At 68.3% G+C, this 17,545-nt stretch carries 18 protein-coding genes; 6 read left to right on the top strand and 12 right to left on the bottom strand.

The features are described 5' to 3' along the window. Nucleotides 1-38: 38 nt before the first annotated feature. From CJ177_RS02995 to CJ177_RS02985, 3 genes are read right to left on the bottom strand one after another with little or no spacing between them, the layout of a single operon-like run. The gene (locus CJ177_RS02995; protein ID WP_095867249.1) at nt 39-806 is read right to left on the bottom strand and encodes a hypothetical protein; all 768 of its coding nucleotides are present in this window, start codon (nt 804-806) and stop codon (nt 39-41) included. Beyond that, entirely contained in the window at nt 803-3,430 is a 2,628-nt protein-coding gene (locus CJ177_RS02990) for a bifunctional FO biosynthesis protein CofGH (RefSeq protein WP_095867248.1), read from the bottom strand. The genes CJ177_RS02995 and CJ177_RS02990 overlap by 4 nt, the downstream gene beginning before the upstream one ends. 46 nt (nt 3,431-3,476) lie before the next feature. After that, the gene (locus CJ177_RS02985) at nt 3,477-3,662 is read right to left on the bottom strand and encodes a hypothetical protein (RefSeq protein WP_005239177.1); all 186 of its coding nucleotides are present in this window, start codon (nt 3,660-3,662) and stop codon (nt 3,477-3,479) included. Nucleotides 3,663-3,745: 83 nt separating this feature from the next. On the opposite strand from CJ177_RS02985, the gene CJ177_RS02980 reads away from it, so the two are divergent. The 3 genes from CJ177_RS02980 to CJ177_RS02970 are packed head-to-tail and all read left to right on the top strand — an operon-like array spanning nt 3,746 to nt 6,482. Beyond that, nucleotides 3,746-4,246 (top strand): PH domain-containing protein, encoded by a 501-nt coding sequence (locus CJ177_RS02980; protein ID WP_061041623.1) that lies wholly within the window; start codon nt 3,746-3,748, stop codon nt 4,244-4,246. After that, on the top strand, nt 4,243-5,784 hold the full coding sequence (locus CJ177_RS02975; protein WP_095867247.1) for a PH domain-containing protein: 1,542 nt from the start codon (nt 4,243-4,245) through the stop codon (nt 5,782-5,784). The genes CJ177_RS02980 and CJ177_RS02975 overlap by 4 nt, the downstream gene beginning before the upstream one ends. Next, the gene (locus CJ177_RS02970) at nt 5,769-6,482 is read left to right on the top strand and encodes a uracil-DNA glycosylase (RefSeq protein ID WP_095867246.1); all 714 of its coding nucleotides are present in this window, start codon (nt 5,769-5,771) and stop codon (nt 6,480-6,482) included. The genes CJ177_RS02975 and CJ177_RS02970 overlap by 16 nt, the downstream gene beginning before the upstream one ends. Nucleotides 6,483-6,531: 49 nt before the next feature. Here the strand turns inward: CJ177_RS02970 and CJ177_RS02965 are convergent, their stop codons facing one another. Next, the gene (locus CJ177_RS02965; RefSeq protein ID WP_025432182.1) at nt 6,532-7,374 is read right to left on the bottom strand and encodes a uroporphyrinogen-III synthase; all 843 of its coding nucleotides are present in this window, start codon (nt 7,372-7,374) and stop codon (nt 6,532-6,534) included. Between the two features lie 39 nt (nt 7,375-7,413). Between CJ177_RS02965 and CJ177_RS02960 the strand changes: the two genes are divergently transcribed. Beyond that, the gene (locus CJ177_RS02960) at nt 7,414-7,791 is read left to right on the top strand and encodes a VOC family protein (protein WP_005239167.1); all 378 of its coding nucleotides are present in this window, start codon (nt 7,414-7,416) and stop codon (nt 7,789-7,791) included. Here the strand turns inward: CJ177_RS02960 and CJ177_RS02955 are convergent. From CJ177_RS02955 to typA, 6 genes are all read right to left on the bottom strand, one after another. Beyond that, a complete protein-coding gene (locus CJ177_RS02955) occupies nt 7,788-9,305 on the bottom strand; it encodes a catalase (RefSeq protein WP_061041620.1) in 1,518 nt (505 codons plus the stop codon). The two genes, CJ177_RS02960 and CJ177_RS02955, sit on opposite strands and share 4 nt — an antisense overlap. A 30-nt stretch (nt 9,306-9,335) precedes the next feature. Next, entirely contained in the window at nt 9,336-9,764 is a 429-nt protein-coding gene (locus CJ177_RS02950) for a hypothetical protein (protein ID WP_061041619.1), read from the bottom strand. Nucleotides 9,765-9,778: 14 nt separating this feature from the next. After that, entirely contained in the window at nt 9,779-9,937 is a 159-nt protein-coding gene (locus CJ177_RS47265) for a hypothetical protein (protein ID WP_005239161.1), read from the bottom strand. Between the two features lie 99 nt (nt 9,938-10,036). Further along, nucleotides 10,037-10,915: an N-acetyl-1-D-myo-inositol-2-amino-2-deoxy-alpha-D-glucopyranoside deacetylase gene (gene mshB, locus CJ177_RS02945; RefSeq protein ID WP_095867245.1), complete on the bottom strand. Its 879-nt coding sequence runs from the start codon at nt 10,913-10,915 to the stop codon at nt 10,037-10,039. Next, a complete protein-coding gene (locus CJ177_RS02940) occupies nt 10,912-12,732 on the bottom strand; it encodes an ABC transporter family substrate-binding protein (RefSeq protein WP_005239156.1) in 1,821 nt (606 codons plus the stop codon). Before CJ177_RS02940 ends, mshB begins: the two co-directional genes overlap by 4 nt. A gap of 122 nt (nt 12,733-12,854) precedes the next feature. Further along, entirely contained in the window at nt 12,855-14,762 is a 1,908-nt protein-coding gene (gene typA, locus CJ177_RS02935) for a translational GTPase TypA (RefSeq protein ID WP_095867244.1), read from the bottom strand. A gap of 334 nt (nt 14,763-15,096) precedes the next feature. Here typA and CJ177_RS47260 point away from each other — a divergent pair, with 334 nt between their 5' ends. Further along, nucleotides 15,097-15,273 (top strand): hypothetical protein, encoded by a 177-nt coding sequence (locus CJ177_RS47260; RefSeq protein ID WP_005239152.1) that lies wholly within the window; start codon nt 15,097-15,099, stop codon nt 15,271-15,273. Between the two features lie 2 nt (nt 15,274-15,275). On the opposite strand, the gene CJ177_RS02925 is transcribed toward CJ177_RS47260, so the two are convergent. Then, nucleotides 15,276-15,656, bottom strand: a complete 381-nt coding sequence (locus CJ177_RS02925; RefSeq protein ID WP_005239150.1) for a (deoxy)nucleoside triphosphate pyrophosphohydrolase — start codon at nt 15,654-15,656, stop codon at nt 15,276-15,278. A gap of 58 nt (nt 15,657-15,714) precedes the next feature. Between CJ177_RS02925 and CJ177_RS02920 the strand changes: the two genes are divergently transcribed. Next, a complete protein-coding gene (locus tag CJ177_RS02920; protein WP_005239148.1) occupies nt 15,715-15,999 on the top strand; it encodes a 4a-hydroxytetrahydrobiopterin dehydratase in 285 nt (94 codons plus the stop codon). Here CJ177_RS02920 and CJ177_RS02915 read toward each other — a convergent pair. Then, nucleotides 15,947-17,278, bottom strand: coding sequence for a mannosyltransferase (locus CJ177_RS02915; RefSeq protein ID WP_061700255.1), 1,332 nt, complete (start codon nt 17,276-17,278; stop codon nt 15,947-15,949). The two genes, CJ177_RS02920 and CJ177_RS02915, sit on opposite strands and share 53 nt — an antisense overlap. Between the last annotated feature and the right edge of the window lie 267 nt (nt 17,279-17,545).

Genomic DNA, 17,545 nt, shown 5'->3' with positions numbered 1-17,545 from the left:
TATTATCGCCTGCCCGGCGGACCTCTCTGCGGTGAGGGTTACCTGACCCGGCGTACCGCCGCGGGCAGCGGCGCCCGGGACGCGATCCACTGCTCGCCCTGTTTCGCGGCTCTCACCAGCGCGCCCCGTTCGCCGAGATACCCGGCCACCACACCGACCACCGGGATGTTGCCCAGCAGAGAGTAGGTCGAGCCCGGCCCAGGACGCTTGTCGAGTTCGTCACTGAGCGCGCGCACCGTGCGGGCGGTGCGCCACAGCGCTCCGATCAGCGCGAACGGGAGCCACACCGACTCGCTGTCCGCGGAATCGGATCGCGCCGTGTCGGCGAGCACCGCGGGCGCATCCGTCTCACGCCGGCAGAGTACGGACGCCAGCAGGTCCACCTGGTCGGACCGGTTCGTCACGCCGTGTTCCCGGGCGACGGCGACGAGCACGACGGCCTGATTCGCGAACCCGAGCACGTCCTGGATCGGGAGCCGATTGAGCAGCACACCGAAGATGCCCGGGAATGCGACCGCGATCGTGTTCAGGGCACCGATCCGCGTCACCCACCACTGGGCCCGCTCGTCGTCGCTCGCCTTCTCCCACGACGCCGTCCCCGGGAACTGGACGGTGTCGAGAACCCAGGCGATGCCGTCGAGCAGCGCCTCCGCGGCGCTCCGGTCCTCCACTGTCGGGGTGAACGTCCGGCTCTTGATTCCGAACGGATCCGTGAGAGCCAGATCGAGCACGGGGTTGATGCCCCGTGCGGCACGATCCAGGATGATGACGACCTGGTCGTCGCCCAGCCGGTCCGTCTCGCTCATGCGGCCGGTGTCCTTCCCTCGCGTCGGGCGTGTGTCGTGGTGCGTTCGCGTGCCGGGCGGCCGATTCCCTCGGCGATGGCCCGCAGTTCCTCGACGGTCTTCTCGGATCCGTGCTCCGAACCCGCCATCCGGGAGATGGTCTCCTCCATCAACGTGCCACCGAGGTCGTTGGCACCGCCCTGCAACATCACCTGGGTACCGGTGACCCCCAGCTTCACCCAGCTGGTCTGGATGTTCGGAATCCGCCCGTGCAGCATGATCCGAGCCAGGGCGTGGACGGCCCGGTTGTCACGGTTGGTCGGACCGGGACGCGACGCGCCCGCCAGATACAGTGGCGCACTCTGATGCACGAACGGCAGCGGCACGAACTCGGTGAATCCGCCTGTCTTGTCCTGAATTCCGCGCAGCACCCGCAGATGCCCGACCCAGTGCTTCGGGTTGTCGACGTGGCCGTACATCATCGTCGAACTCGACCGCAGACCCAGCTCGTGCGCGGTGGTCACCACCTCGATCCAGGTGGCGGTGGGCAGCTTGCCCTTGGTGAGCACCCAGCGCACCTCGTCGTCGAGGATCTCCGCGGCGGTGCCGGGAATGGTGTCGAGACCGGCCTCGCGCAGTTCCGTCAACCAGTCCCGGATGCTCTGCCCGCCGCGGGAGGCGCCGTTGACGATCTCCATCGGGGAGAACGCGTGCACGTGCATCGACGGCACCCGCTTCTTCACCGCGCGCACCAGATCGGCGTACCCGGTGACCGGAAGCTCCGGGTCGATGCCACCCTGCATGCAGACCTCCGTCGCGCCCGCGACGTGCGCCTCCCAGGCCCGGTCCGCGACCTCGCCGGTGGACAGCGTGAACGCGTCCGCGTCGCCCTTGCGCTGCGCGAACGCGCAGAAGCGGCACCCGGTGTAGCAGATGTTGGTGAAGTTGATGTTCCGGTTCACCACATAGGTCACCTCGTCGCCGACGGCGTCCTTGCGGAGCGCATCGGCCAGCGCCACCATCGCCTCGAGCCCCGGACCCTCGGCCGTCGCCAACGCCAGGTATTCGTCGTCGGTGCAGGCCGCCGGGTCACGTTCGGCGCTGCGCAGCGCCGCGAGGACGTCCGTGTCCACCCGCACCGGGCCGCTCAACTCCAGCACCTGCTCGCGGACGGTCTCCCAGTCCCCGAACGCACTGCCGAGGTCGCTGCGCGTCTCGGTGTTGCGGCCCTCGGTGTCGATCTCGGTGTTCAGATCCACCCGGCCCGCCGACTCCCAGGACTCGTCCGGCTCCTGCCACGGCAACCCGACCGGCGTGGTGTCGAGCTTCGCCAGCCCGGTGTGCGGGTCCGCGAGAGCCTGCACGTGCCCGGTGATCCGCGGATCGATCCAGGGCGAGCCGGCCAGCACGAACTGCGGCTGCGCCGCCGTGCGCTCGGTGAGCTCGAACCCGGCCTCCGCCGTGATCTCGGCCAGGGTGTCCAGGTTCGGCCACGGCCGCTCCGGGTTCACATGGTCCGGGGTCAGCGGCGACACGCCGCCCCAGTCGTCGACACCCGCACCCAGCAGCGCCAGGCACTCGGTGTTCGACACCAGGTTGGGCGGCGACTGGATGCGCATCCCGGGGCCGAGCAGCAACCGGGACACGGCGATGGTCGCGGCGAATTCCTCGAGGCCCGCGTCCGGGGTGTCGCGCATCGCGGTGTCGGGCTTGGCGAGGAAGTTCTGGACGATCACTTCCTGGACGTGCCCGAACGCCTTGTGCGACTTGCGGATCGCCATGATCGATTCCGCCCGTTCCCGGACGGTCTCGCCGATACCCACCAGAATGCCCGTCGTGAACGGCACACTCAGCCGTCCGGCGTCGGTGAGCGTGCGCAACCGCACCGCCGGATCCTTGTCGGGGCTGCCGTAGTGGCACTCGCCCTTGTCGGTGAACAACCGGGTAGACGTCGTCTCGAGCATCATGCCCATCGACGGGGCCACCGGCTTGAGGCGGGAGATCTCCTCCCAGCTCATCACACCCGGGTTCAGGTGCGGCAGCAGCCCGGTCTCCTCGAGGACACGGATCGACATCGCACGCAGGTAGTCGAGCGTCGAATCGTAGCCGCGCTCGTCCAGCCACTGCTTGGCCTCCGGCCACCGATCCTCGGGACGGTCGCCCAGTGTGAAGAGGGCTTCCTTGCAGCCCAATTCGGCACCCTGCCGGGCGATCTCCAGCACCTCGTCCGGTTCCAGATACGCGCCGCGCCCCTCGGCCCGCAACTTGCCGGGCACGGTGACGAACGTGCAGTAGTGGCACTTGTCCCGGCACAACCGCGTCAGGGGAATGAACACCTTGCGCGAGTACGTGACAGCCTTGGGTCTGCCCGCCGCCAGCAACCCGGCGTCCCGGACCTTCGCCGCCGACGAACACAGGTCGGCCAGGTCGTCGCCGCGGGCCTGCAGCAGGGTCGTCGCCTCGTCCACGTTCAGAGTGGCGCCGTCACGCGCGCGGCGCAGCACCCGCCGCATCGCGGAGGCGGAGGGGGCCACTTCCTGCGCAGACGCGCCGGACGGAGCTGGTGCCGGAACACCGGGCATGGGAAGCATCGTGGGCCGGCCGGATTCTTCACCTGAATGGGTCACCCAGCGATCATGCGCCATCGACGACGACCACTGCCACCCAGACTCCCGCGAACCGTGCGGATCGCTACCCGCGGGGGTAGTCCTCGTCGACCGGAACCGCCCGGCTCTGCTCGGCCACGTCCGCCTCGTTCACCTCCAGTGACGACACTTCTTCGACCTCGTCGGAACTGTCGTCGTCCACGGCGAGTTCTTGCTCCAGCCGGTCTGCCTCGGGAACCTCCGGAGAATCGGCCGCATCGAATGACGTCATGTCTGCGCTCCTTTCACTTCGGGGGGTTCTCCCACGATAGGTCGGTTCTCGACAGAATGCCGGGGCACGGCCAAAGTAGGGGCATGAGTGTGCCCACCACCGTCACGATGGCGGACCCGCTGTGGCGGCCCAGCCCCAAGGCCAAGCAACTGTGGGCGATCAATGCCGCCCTTCTCTGGCTTCCGCTCTTCCTCGTGCAAGCCGTCGCCCTCGTCTTCCACTGGTGGCCCGTGTGGGTGCACGTCACAGTCCTCTCGATCACCGTCGTGCTCGCGATCCTCCACGTCGCCGTCGTCCCGCTCTGGCGGTACCGGGTGCACCGCTGGGAAATCAGCGACACCGCGGTCTACACCCGCAGCGGCTGGTTCACCCAGGAACGACGCATCGCGCCGATCTCCCGCATCCAGACCGTCGACACCGAACGCGGACCCATCGACCGGATGCTGGGGCTGGCGACCGTCACCGTCACGACGGCGTCGTCGGCCGGTGCCGTCAAGATCTCCGCCCTCGACCAGGACACCGCCGACCGCACCGTCGCGCGGCTCACCGAGATCGCGGGCACCAATGTCGGTGACGCCACATGAGTGCGGCACCGGAACCGGGAATCGCTCCCCCCATCGCGCACGGCGAGGCCGCGGTCGCCGCAGAGGAGGAACAGCCCTGGTTGCGCCTGGACCGCCGGATGCTGCTCGTCCACCCGGTCGACGAGATCGTCAAACTTCTGCCCGTGTTGCTGATTTCGCTGGTGATCGGCACCCAGAGCGGCAACCACGTGTGGAGTCTCGTCGCCATCGTCGTGTTCGTCGTGTTCGGCATCTCGCGGTGGTTCACGACGAGCTACCGCATCGGTCCGGTCCACGTGCAACTGCGGCAGGGCCTGTTCCGCAAACGCCTGCTGTCGGTACCACGCAACCGCATCCGATCCGTCGACGTCGAGGCGGGGGTCCTGCATCGCCTGCTCGGGCTGTCGATCGTGCGCATCGGCACCGGCCAGCAGGTGGGCTCCAAACCCGACGCGGCGAAGTTCGAACTCAACGCCCTCTCCACCGGGCTGGTTCCCGACCTGCGGGCCGCGCTGCTCGCCCGGCAGCCCTTACCCGACGTCGAACACACTGCGGTCACGCAGGAGCCTGCAGTGACCGAGATCGGCCACTGGACACCGGCCTGGGTCCGCTACGCCCCGTTCTCGGTGACCGGGGTGGTGACCATCGCGGCGATCGTCGGTCTCGCGTTCCAGTACGGAATCGGCGCGAAGATCGCCCGCTCGTCGACGGTGGCCGAGGGCATCGAATCCGCCGAGCGCGTCGGGATCGCCATCGCCGTCGTCGTCGGGATCATCGTCCTCCTGATCGCCGCCAGCGCCCTGGCCTGCATCCGGTACCTCCTCACGTACGGCAACATGACGCTGACCGACAACGGCCGCACCCTGCACGTCAGCCACGGGCTGCTGAAGACCCGCCAGACCACCCTGGACCGCGCCCGCCTCCGCGGGACGACCCTCGAGGAACCGCTCCTCCTCCGGCTCGCCGGGGGCGCCCGACTGGATGCCGTCATGACCGGCGTCAGCGCCGAGAGGCGGGAGTCCTCGCTCCTGCTCCCCCAGGCGCCGCGTGCGGAAGCGGAGCGGGTGATGGCCACCGTCATCGGCGACCACCGTCAGGCTGCGGTCCCGCTCACCCCTCACGGCCCGGTCGCCCAGCGGCGGCGCTACACGCGGGCCCTGATCCCCGCCGAGATCGCGCTCGCCGTCGCCCTGGTCTTCGTGATCCTCGATCGGCCCGTGTTCTGGGCAGCGTGGGCCGCGATCGTCGCGCTCGCGGTCGGCGGCGTGGTACTGGCGTGGGATCGGTACCGTGGACTCGGCCATGCGGTGCTGCCCGGGTGGTTGATCACCCGCAGCGGCTCCCTCGACCGCGCCCGGGACAGCCTCGAGGCCGACGGGATCATCGGGTGGACCGTCCGTCAGACGTTCTTCCAACGGCGGGCGGGTGTGGCGACCGTCATCGCCGCCACACCCGCAGGCACCGGGAAATACCTGGTGATCGATCTGCCTGCCGGTCAGGCGTGGTCGCTCGTCGAGTCGGTGACACCCGGCGGAGGTGACGTGTGGGCGCGGCGCTGACCGACATCGCCGGTCTCTACGCCCAGCTGATCGAATGCCGAGCCTGCCCCCGCCTCGTCGAGTGGCGGGAGAAGGTCGCACGCGAGAAGCGCGCGTCGTTCCGTGACGAAACCTATTGGGGTCGACCGGTTCCCGGATTCGGCCCACCCGATGCGTCGCTGCTGATCGTCGGTCTCGCCCCCGCCGCCCACGGCGCGAACCGGACCGGGCGCATGTTCACCGGCGACCGCAGCGGCGACTTCCTCTACGCCGCACTCCACGCTGTGGGACTCGCGAGCCAGCCGACCGCCACCCACATCGGCGACGGCCTCGAACTGTTCGGCGTCCGCATCACGTCCCCGGTGCACTGCGCGCCGCCCGCGAACAAGCCCACCCCGGACGAACGCGACAACTGCCGCCACTGGCTCCACGCCGAACTGCGCATCCTGCAACCCCACCTGCGGTCGGTGATCGTGCTCGGCGGATTCGGCTGGCAGTCGCTGCTCCCCGTCCTCGACGACGCCGGCTGGGCCGTCCCCCGGCCGCGGCCCAAGTTCGGGCACGGCGCGCACGTCGAACTCCCCGGCGCCGAACGCCCCCTGCACTTGTTCGGCTGCTACCACGTCAGCCAGCAGAACACCTTCACCGGCCGGCTCACCCCCGCCATGCTCGAGTCGGTGCTGTCCGACGCCGCCAGTGCCGCCGGCCTGATCCGGTAGTTCCGGGCGAACGGTACATCCGCCTTATCTGAAGCGCCGAAAGTGCCATTCACCCCGCATGCCGCCGGTTCGGGAGTTCCTCGATGATGTATTTGGCCATGCTGCCGAGCCGGGGCCGGGCGGGTTGCATGGTGTCGACGCCGAGGGCGGTGAGGGGTGAGGCCGTCACCGAGCCGACGCAGACGGGTGCGACCGGACCGTGGAACGCGTGCAGGAGGGCCTCGACGCGGTCGGTGTCCTTCGCGGTGCTGAGGAGGGACGACACGGCGGGTGCGCTGGTGAAGGTGACGGCGTCGACCTCGGCTCGGATGATCTGGTCGAGCAACGTCAGCAGCGGCTGCTGGTTCTCGGGTCTGATCCACCGGTACACCGACACGGCCGTGGTCTCGGCCCCGGCACCGGCGAGGGAGACGCTCAGGTCGGTCATCGGCTCCCATTCGGTGATGGTGCCGTGCAACTGGACCGCGACGCGTAGACCGCGCACACCCTCGGCGACGAGGTGTTCGTGCACCTCTTCGGACGATTCCGTCTCCGGCGACCACTCCTCGCGCAGGCCGGCGCCGCGGACGGCGCCCTTCGCCTTGGGACCGCGGGTGATGATCCGCGCCGACTGCAGGGCGGCGAGCAGTGCGTCTTCCTCGTCCCAGGCCCGCGCCGCATCCAGCCATCCCCGGAAGCCGACGGCGGTGCTCACGACGAGGAGGTCCGGCGGGGACGCGATGATGTCGGCGGTGCGAGACCGCAGGTCGGAGTCGTCGACGAGCGGCAGCACGTGGATGGCCGGTGTGTGGACGATGGCGGCCCCGTGCCGTTCGAGGAGCGTGATGAACTCGGCTGCCCGGCGTTCGGCGGTGACGGCGATGGTCAGTCCGGAAAGTTCGTCGTTCGACATTCTCCCAGTGTGACGGACGAATCGCACTAAGCTGCCCACATGATCACTGCCGTGCACACACTGGTCTACGCCGACGACGCCGAAGCGGCCCGCGACTTCTTCCGGGACGTGCTCGGCTGGTCACACGTCGACGCCGGCGGCGGTTGGCTGATTTTCCGCACCGGACCGTCCGAGATGGGTGTGCACCCCACCTCGGACGATCGCGGCGGTGAGCCGTGGTCGACTCGGCCGCATCACGAGATCTCCCTGATGTGCGACGACATCGAGTCGACCGTCGCGGAACTCGAGGCCAAGGGCGCCGAGTTCACCCGCGGAATCCGCGACGACGGGTACGGCCTCACCACGTCCCTGAAGATTCCCGGGGCGGGCGAGATGATGCTGTACCAGGCTCGGCACCCGGTGGCGTTCGAGCGTTAGGCCTTCGCCTGCGCGCTGCTCCGCGCCGCATTGGCCTGTTCGCCCGCCTTGGGGTCGGTCTCCGACTGTTTCTTCCCGACACCGTCGGCGATCCGATCGCCGAGGGTCTTGTCGACGTTGCGCCAGTACTCGAACGCCTTCGCCAGAACCGGTTCGCTGACACCGTTCAGCAGATGGCCGACGATGTTGTCCACCAGGCGGTCCCGGGCGGCGTCGTCGAGCACTTCACGGACCATCGTCCCGGCCTGACCCCAGTCGTCGTCCTCCCTGTGGAGCGCGTACGGCGAGCGGACCATGTCGCCGGCGCTGTACCAGGTGGCGGTCTCCCCCACCTGCGACGGGTCCGCGTGCGGGCCACCCTTGGAATTCGGCACGTAGACCGGATCCCCGGGGTTGTGGTGCCGCATGTTGCCGTCCTTCGAGTACGAGCGGACGGGCACGTGCGGCTTGTTGACGGGCAGCTCCTTGTAGTTGGCGCCGATCCGGTAGCGGTGGGCGTCCGGGTAGGAGAACAGCCGGCCGATCAGCATCTTGTCCGGGCTCGGGCCGATGCCGGGGACCAGGTTGCTGGGCTCGAACGCGGCCTGTTCGATCTCGCAGTGGTAGTCCGTGGGGTTGCGGTCGAGCGTCATCCTGCCGACGGGGATCAGCGGGTAGTCGCTGTGCGGCCACACCTTGGTGAGGTCGAACGGGTTGAACCGGTAGTCGTCGGCATCCTCGAACGGCATGATCTGCATGTTCAAGGTCCAGCTCGGGTACTCGCCGCCTTCGATGTGCTCCCACAGGTCTCGCGTGTGGTAATCGGTGTCCATGGACGCCATCTGGTCGCCCTCGTGCTGTGTGAAGAACTCGATGCCCTGGTCGGTCTTGAAGTGGTACTTCACCCAGAACTTGTCTCCGGCGGCGTTCACCCACATGTACGTGTGGCTGGAGTAGCCGTTCATGTGCCGCCAGGTGCGCGGGATGCCGCGGTCGCCCATCAGCCACGTGACCTGGTGCGCCGACTCCGGTGACAACGTCCAGAAGTCCCACTGCATGTCGTGGTCGCGGAGGTTGTTGTCGGCCCGTCGCTTCTGCGAGCGGATGAAGTCCTGGAACTTCATCGGGTCGCGCATGAAGAAGACAGGTGTGTTGTTCCCGACCATGTCGTAGTTGCCCTGGTCGGTGTAGAACTTGACGGCGAATCCACGTGGGTCGCGCCACGTGTCCGGGCTGCCCCGCTCGCCGGCCACGGACGAGAACCTGATCAGCAGGTCCGTCTTCTTGCCGGGTTGGAAGAGATCGGCTTTCGTGTAAGCGGAGACATCTTCGGTAACTTCGAACCGTCCGAACGCCCCGCCCCCCTTGGCGTGCGGTTGGCGCTCCGCAACGCGTTCGCGGTTGAACTGGGCCATCTTCTCGATCAGATAGTGATCCTGGAGCAGGATCGGCCCGTCCGTCCCGATCGTGAGCGAGTGCTCGTCACTCGACACCGGGATGCCGGCGTCGTCGGTCGTGAAGTTCTGATCTGTCATCGCGGTGCTCCTTCAGCAGACTGCTGGTCGCTACCGCGTACCCTCGCCCACTGTCGGTGAAACAGATCCGAACGCCGCCTTCGCGCTGACTTTCCACAGGTAGACCGCCGCCGGGACCAGTGAACCGATCAGGAGCAGGAGCGTCCAGACGGAGGCGAGCATGAGCACGTCGCCGCCCGGACCGCCGAACATGCAGAGCAGGAATCCGAATCCCCATCCCGCGAGCGGCAGCATTCCCGACCCCACCCGGCCGGTCGTCGACCGGGCAGCGATCACCAGCGCCAGGTTGGCGACCGCGGCGGCGAGGATGCTGATCGGGAACGGTGTGGCCCCGAGGTAGGTGGGCAGGAAGAGCACCGAGAGGACGGCGCACAGAAAACCGTCGAACACCAGCAGCGCGAGGGTGACCCTCCCCAGAACATCGAGGTGTCCGGGTTTCGCTGCGGCGCCGACGGTCATGTGTCAATAGTGGATCAGGCGACGGGCGGGTAGCCCAGCAGGGTCAGCAAATGGCTCTGCATGTCGGCGAATCCGTACAGCACGCTGTAGTACAGGTCGTGCTGGGCCGGCCACGAAGGCCGAAGCGTATCGACGAACGCGACGATGGCGTTCTGAACATCCCAGTTGTACATCTATCGCCTCTCCTGACGGGTGTCCCGCGGACTCGACCTAGGCCGCTGCGTGACGTGGGCCACAGTGTAATACGTAACCCTCGTCACAGATACCGGCGGTCAGTGACCGACGCCACCGAAGAGGTCCCGTTCCCTGCCGTCGGCGTCTCGATCCTCGACGGCGCCGCGTACCAGCACGAAATGTTCCTCCGCCAGAATCGGCTGCGCGATGTCGTTGGAGAGCGCGTACTCGGTTCCGCTCGGCGCCACCGTCACCTGGGTGGCGTGCGCCGACAACGCTTCCCTCTTCGCGTCGAGCACGCTCCGCACGTCGATCACCGTCGTGACGTCGGCGTCCGGGACGCTCGGCAATTCGCCGGGCTCCGGCAGCCGCCAGCCGTCGGGGATGTCGCCGATACGGCAGATTCCCGACTCGAGCGCGCTCGCCTCGGTCACCGTCCAGTACAGCTTCGCGACCTCCCACGGTTCGCCGCAGTCCGGGTACTTCGCCGAACCCGCCGCCTCGACGGCCGCGGTGGTGATCGTGTGCACCTGGATGTGGTCGGGGTGCCCGTACCCGCCGTCCGGGTCGTAGGTGACCACGACGTGCGGCCGCAGTTCCCGGATGACCGCCACCATCGCGGCGGTCACGGAGTCGCGGTCGGCGTTGACGAAGGCGCGGGGGTCTGCCGCCGACGCCGTGCCCGCCATGCCGGAATCACGGAAATGCCCCGCCCCCAGGAGGAACCGCGGCCTTCCCGCACCGAGACACGACAGCGCGGACGTCAGTTCGCCGATCCGGAACCCACCGAGCTGATCGGCGGCGTCGGCGACCAGCTGCGCCCACTCCTCGCCGATCACCTCGCCTTCCTCGCCGAGCGTGCACGTCAGGACGTGAACGTCGGCACCCTCGGCGGCGTAGCGCGCGATGGTGCCGCCGGTGGTGAGGGTCTCGTCGTCGGGATGGGCATGGACCAGCAGAAGTCGCCGCTCACTCATTCCTTGATCCTGCTCCAGTCCGCTGCGTCACTGAATATTCCGACCGGCACGGCGCCCGACAGCGACACCCCGTCGACGCCGGGTCCCGCCGCGACCAGCGTGCGGTCCTGCATGATCGGCAGCACCGCCGCCAGATCCCAGAGTTTGCGGTCGGCGTCGGCGAGAGCCTGCGGCACATCACCGACCCCCCGCAGCGCGGCGTCGATGGACGGCTGCAGGGTGGGGTCGCAGACTCCCGACAGGTTCGACGGGGCCTCGGCCTCCGCGACCGAATCACGTTCGGGGCCGGTGGTTTCGGTGTTCGGTTGGGTCGCAGCGACCACAGCGGGCGGGCAGCTGTGACGGGAGGCCAACGCCGTCGCGGGGTCGGACCCGGCGCGCGACCATCCGACGACCGCTCCGATGTCGCCCTTGCTGAGCGACTCCCCGTACAACTCCTCGGCGGGCAGGGACGTCACGGTGGCGTCGACGCCGGCGCCACGCAACTGGTCGGCGGCCGTGTTGGCGACCGCGCTCGCGGTGTCGTCACCCTCGGGTGTCCCGATGACGAGCGTCAGCGGGACGCCGTCGCGGACCAGCTGGGTCGACGGCGCCGCCCCTGCGGGAACGACGGTGTCCGTGGGGGTTTCGGCGACGTATCCGTACTCGGCCAGCTTCGCCAGCACCTGCTCGCGGCTCGGCCGCGCGGGTGCGGTCGCGGTGTAACCGGGATCGGAGGGGGCGTAGACCTGCGAGCGCGCCGGGACCGCCGACGCCTCGCTGCCGGCGCCGACGACGGCGAGCAGTTCGGTGTCCAGAAGCTCCAGCAGACTCTTCCGCACCCGGACGTCCGCGAGTTCGGGAACCCGGCCGTTCAGCGTGAGGTCGAGTCCGCGCGGCTGGAACGACGAACCCGTTCGCACTGTGGGGATCGCTGCGAGCTGGGCGGAAGTGGCTGTGCCCCCGTGAATCTGGACGACCTGCGTATCGTTGTTGCGCATCGAGTCGGCGAGCTGCGACGGCGTGCCGTCGCGGCGCATCAGGATCTGGTCGGGCGTCGCCGGCTTGTCCCAGAACCGGTCGTTGCGTTCGAGCAGGATCTCGTCACGTCCGCGGTCGATCGACTTGATGTGGAAGTGCCCGCCCGACACCGGGATGTTCTCGGACAGTCCGGTCGCGAAGCCACCGGGGGAATCCTTGATGAGATGTGACGGCAGCAGGTCGGTGAAGAGTTCACGCCACGCCGGGTAGGCGGCCTTCATGACGACGCTGACCGTCTTGCCGCCACCGGACGACCTGACGTCCTCGATCAGTTCGTAGCCGGCGGGGTCGACCACGCCAGGGGCACTGATCATCTGCTGCCACAGGTAGCGGAAGTCCTCGGCGGCGATGGGCGCGCCGTCGGACCACTGCGCCTCGTTCCGCAGCTGGTATGTGACGGTGAACGGTTCCTGCGACGTGACGTCCGCGGAGATCACGAGCGAGGAGTCGGGAATCCAGTTGCTGCCGCCGGGGTGGGCGGGATCGGGCACCGGACGGAACGGGCTCGGCAGCACGAGGGCGCTGACCGCGGAATTCGCCGGCGACTGGTCCGACAGGAGGTGCGGGTTGAACCCGCTGCCCACGTCGTCGATGGCCACGACGACGGGCTGCTTCTCGGTCGGCGACGCCGTCGGCTTGGGGCTGTCGGTACTCTCGACCGGCGGGGGTGGATCCGCGGTGCACGACGTGAGTATCGCCGTCGACACTGCCAGCAGGAGCGCGGTCACTGCCACACCGTTCCCACGCTTTCGGCCCCGCACTCCTCGAACTCTCTCGAGTCGACCCCCAGCAACCACCGCGCCGCCTTTCCTCAGAGATACCGGAAGGCTCCGGAAACCCTCGAGCGAATGTACCTTCGGTCGCCGATCGACCGAAGGTACATTCGCCCGGTTGTGTCTGATGTGGTCGGACGTGCCGACTACAGGGCCGCCTTGTCGCGGGCCTTGGAGCGCGAACGCTCACGGGCACGGTCGGTGGCCGACAGGTGCACCTTGCGCACGCGCACGACCTCCGGGGTGACCTCGACGCACTCGTCGCCGGCGCAGAACTCCATCGCGCCTTCGAGCTCGAGCTTGATGGGCTTGGCGAGGGTCTCCATCACGTCGGCGGAGGACTGACGCATGTTGGTCAGCTTCTTCTCGCGGGTGACGTTGATGTCGAGGTCCTCCTGGCGCGGGTTGATGCCCACGACCATGCCCTCGTAGGTGTCGGCGCCGGGCTCGACGAAGAACGTTCCGCGATCGGCGAGCTGGATCATCGCGAACGGGGTGACCGAGCCGGTGCGGTCCGAGACGAGGGAGCCGGTGTGGCGGGCGCGGATCTCGCCGGCCCACGGCGCGTAGCCGTGGAACACGGCGTTCGCGATGCCGGTGCCGCGGGTCTCGGTGAGGAAGTCGGTGCGGAAGCCGATCAGGCCGCGCGAGGGAACGATGAACTCCATCCGGACCCAGCCCGCGCCGTGGTTGGCCATCTGCACCATCTTGCCCTTGCGGTTGGCGAGGAGCTGGGTGATGGCGCCGAGGTACTCCTCGGGGCTGTCGATGGTGAGCTCCTCGAAGGGCTCGTGCACCTTGCCGTCGACCTGACGGGTGACCACCTGCGGCTTGCCGACGGTGAGCTCGAAGCCCTCGCGGCGCATCTGCTCGACCAGGATGGCGAGCGCGAGCTCACCACGACCCTGGACCTCCCAGGCGTCGGGGCGACCGATGTCGAGGACCTTGAGCGAGACGTTGCCGACGAGTTCCTGGTCGAGGCGCGACTTCACCATGCGGGCGGTCAGCTTGTGTCCGCTGACCCGGCCGACGAGCGGCGAGGTGTTGGTGCCGATGGTCACCGAGATGGCGGGCTGGTCGACGGTGATCCGCGGCAGCGGGACCGGGTTCTCCAGGTCGGCGAGGGTGTCGCCGATCATGATGTCGGGGAAACCGGCGACGGCGACGATGTCGCCGGCGATGGCCTTCTCGGCGGGCTGACGCTCGACACCCTTGGTGGCGAGCAGTTCGGTGATCTTGGCCTTGGTGACGACGGGCTCGCCGTCCACCTCGCGACACCAGGAGACGGTCTGGCCCTTGGTCAGCTCGCCGTTGTGGATACGGACCAGCGCGAGGCGGCCGAGGAACGCAGACGCGTCGAGGTTGGTGACGTGAGCCTGCAGCGGCGCGTCGACGTTGCCCTTGGGCGCGGGCACGTAGTTGAGGAGCACCTCGAACAGGGCGTCGAGGTTCTCGGCGTCCGGTGCGTGACCGTTCTCGGGCTGAACCTTGGACGCCTTGCCCTCGCGGCCGGAGGCGTACAGAACGGGAAGGTCGAGGGCGAGCTCGGCAGCTTCGGCGGCCTCGTCGTCGAGGTCGGAGGCCAGGTCGAGCAGCAGGTCGTGGCTCTCGGAGACGACCTCTTCGATGCGGGCGTCGGGACGGTCGGTCTTGTTGACCACGAGGATGACGGGCAGCGACGCGGCGAGCGCCTTGCGCAGCACGAAGCGGGTCTGCGGCAGCGGGCCCTCGGACGCGTCGACGAGCAGGACGACACCGTCGACCATGGACAGGCCGCGCTCGACCTCACCACCGAAGTCGGCGTGACCGGGGGTGTCGATGACGTTGATGACCGTGACACTGCCGTCGCCGTGATGCTTGTGGACGGCGGTGTTCTTCGCGAGGATGGTGATGCCCTTCTCGCGTTCGAGGTCGCCGGAGTCCATGACGCGATCGACCAGTTCGGCGCGCTCCTCGAATGCCCCCGACTGACGCAACATGGCGTCGACGAGAGTGGTCTTGCCGTGGTCGACGTGTGCGACGATGGCAACGTTACGGAAGCTGGTGATGGTCACGCGGTGGCTCTCCTGGCTGAGTTGATTCGGCCACGCGAAAGTTCCCTCGCACGGCTTTCTGGCGGCCGCCTTGTCATCTCGATTCAGAATCCTCGTCGAGGCGATGGTAAATCGCCCAGTGCAGGCATCGCGGCCACGTGAATACTACCCGCCCGAGCGGCTACTTCGCGCATCGCCGGCTGCCCGGAGCCTGCCCGACCAGCGTAAAGTGATCTGCGCCACGTCGAATTCGGCCTGTCCCGCGTGTGGATCGGGGCCGAAAGCTGAGGGGACGCTAACCTGGGTGTAGCCGGCGGATACCGGTGTTCACCGTAGTAGGAAGGCCGAGCCGAGTATGGGCAAGGTGAAGGCCGGCAAGGTCTCGGGTCTCAAACCGAAGAAGAAGTGCTGCCGCAGCAAGACGCGCTGCATCAAGTGCCCGGTGGTCATCATGCGCATGAAGAAGCTCGAGAACGAGGGCGCTTCCAAGAAGGAACTGAAGAAGGGGCTCAAGAAAGCCCGCGCGGCCTGAGGTCAGCCCCACCCGTTCAGGTGCACTCGCAGGTCCGGCACCCACCCGCGGTCGTTGCCGACGAGGTCGATCTCCCCCAGTTCCCGTCCGTCCACCCACCGCAGTTCCGCGTGGTCGAGCGCGACGGGTGTTCCCGACACCAGCTCGACCCGGTACGCGCGGAGCACCCGGCCGTCGGGCAGCGGCACGTCGTCACCGATCCGGTCGCCGCCCGACACCTCGACCCCGAGTTCTTCCCGCAGTTCGCGGCGCAGCGCGTCCTCGGCGGTCTCCCCGGCCTCCGCCTTGCCCCCGGGCAGCTCCCACAGTCCCGCGAGTTCCGGGGGCCGGGTCCGCTGGGCGAGCAACAGCCGGCCGTCGACGATGATCGCGGCCGCCACCACCTCTCCGGCGTGGTCGACAGGCCTTGCACGTTCCACTGGCACCGCACCATCATGGGGTATGGCCGAGTTGCTGTCAGACGGAGAGATCGACACCGCGCTCGCAGAACTGCCCGGGTGGCGGCGGGCGGGTGATTCCCTCGTCCGCACCGTCGAGTCGCCGAGTTTCCCCGAAGCCGTGGAGCTGGTCCGGAAGGTCGCGGAGGCGGCGGAGGCGGCGAACCACCATCCGGACATCGACATCAGGTGGCGCAAGGTCACCTACACACTGTCGACGCATTCCGCCGGCGGGCTCACGCAGCTGGATCTGGATCTTGCTGCGCAGATCGACTCACTGGCGGGCTGACCGTGGCGGCAGCCGCGGCACGCTTCGTGCGGCGCCCGGCGTAGGCGACCCAGGCGTAGACACCGAATGCGCCGACGACGTCGACCGTGCCCAGCCACGCGAGTACCGCGGGCCGGGAGATCAGCCAGATCGAGTCCTGGAAGAAGCTGAGCACCCACGGCACGCCGATGAGGGTGGTGACGAGCCAGTATCCGGCGAGGATCCGGGTGCCCAGCATCGATCCGTAGGGGCCGTGCAGCAGCCAGATCAGCATCGGGATGACCCACACCCAGTGGTGTGACCACGAGATCGGTGAGACGAGCAGCCCCAGCAACTCGACGATGACGAGGGTGCCGAGCCGATCGTCCCGGGCGATCGCCCGCCAGGCCAGGACGGCGAGGACCGCCGTGACCGCCACCGCCAGCAACCAGAGGACGCCCGTCTCGACGTCGTACCCGAGCAGCCGCGACAACGCGCCGCGCAGGGACTGATTCCACACCGAGCCGACCGGCCCGATGCGATCGGCGTCACCGAGCAGGTGGGTGAAGTACTCCCGAGCCTCCGAGCCGATCAGGAGATAGCTGACTCCGACGGTCGCGGCGAACGCGACGCCCGAGAAGACCGCGGCCTTCCACCGGCGCTGCATCAGGAAGTAGAGGCCGGTGATCGCCGGGGTCAGTTTGATCCCGGCGGCGAAACCGACGAGCGCACCGGACAGCCACCACCGGGAGCTGCGGACCGCGGTCATCACGAGCAGCGCGAGGAAGACGTTGATCTGGCCGTAGTCCAGCGTGGTGCGCACCGGTTCCACCCACACCCCCACCGTGGTCCACAGCACCGCGACCGCCCGCCAGTGCGGGCTGCGCGCGGCGTCACCGAGCACGAGCTCGAGGCTCATTCGCGCCAGCGCGTACAGGGCGAGGATGGTGAGCAATTGCCAGCCGACCCCGACCAGGGGGAACGGCAGGAAATGCAGGGGAAAGAAGACCAGCGCGGCGAACGGCGGGTAGGTGAACGGCAGCGGAAAGTCCGGTGTCACTTCCGAATAGGTGAAGTCGTAGAGACTGCCACCGCGGAGGGCCTCGGAACCGTCTACGTAGACGTGCAGGTCGACGAGGTTCATCCCGTTGGGACTCAACAGCGTCCACGCCATGCGCCCGAGCACCGACAACACGAGAAGCACAGGCGCGCACCGCAACAAGCCGTGCAGGGCGGACGATCCCCAGGACGACGTGGGGGAACGCTCGGATGACGGGTCGTCGGAGGCTGCTCCGTCGTCGGACGCTGCATGGTCGGACACAGTGTGGTGCTCTCCCCGTGAGGTGTGTAGATGTCTCAGCCGATCCCGAAACGGTCCCGCACAGCGTAGACGGCGCTCTCCGCGGGCCCCGAGGTGTCCGTAGCCGCGCGTAACAGTTGCATCACCAATCACACGAACCACACGTGCCACAAGCTATGGTCACCGGAAGATCACCGTCGGGGTCTGTATGCCATACACTCCCACCGGGATGCCGCAGCTATCGGTGAACGAACTCGTGAGCTGTACAACCCGGGGGCGCTGTACATA

It is taken from the genome of Rhodococcus sp. ACPA1 (assembly GCF_002300195.1).
In the GTDB taxonomy this organism is placed as follows: Bacteria; Actinomycetota; Actinomycetes; order Mycobacteriales; family Mycobacteriaceae; genus Rhodococcus_F; species Rhodococcus_F opacus.
Note: the sequence above shows the minus strand (reverse complement) of the source record. Positions and strands in the feature narration are given on the sequence as shown.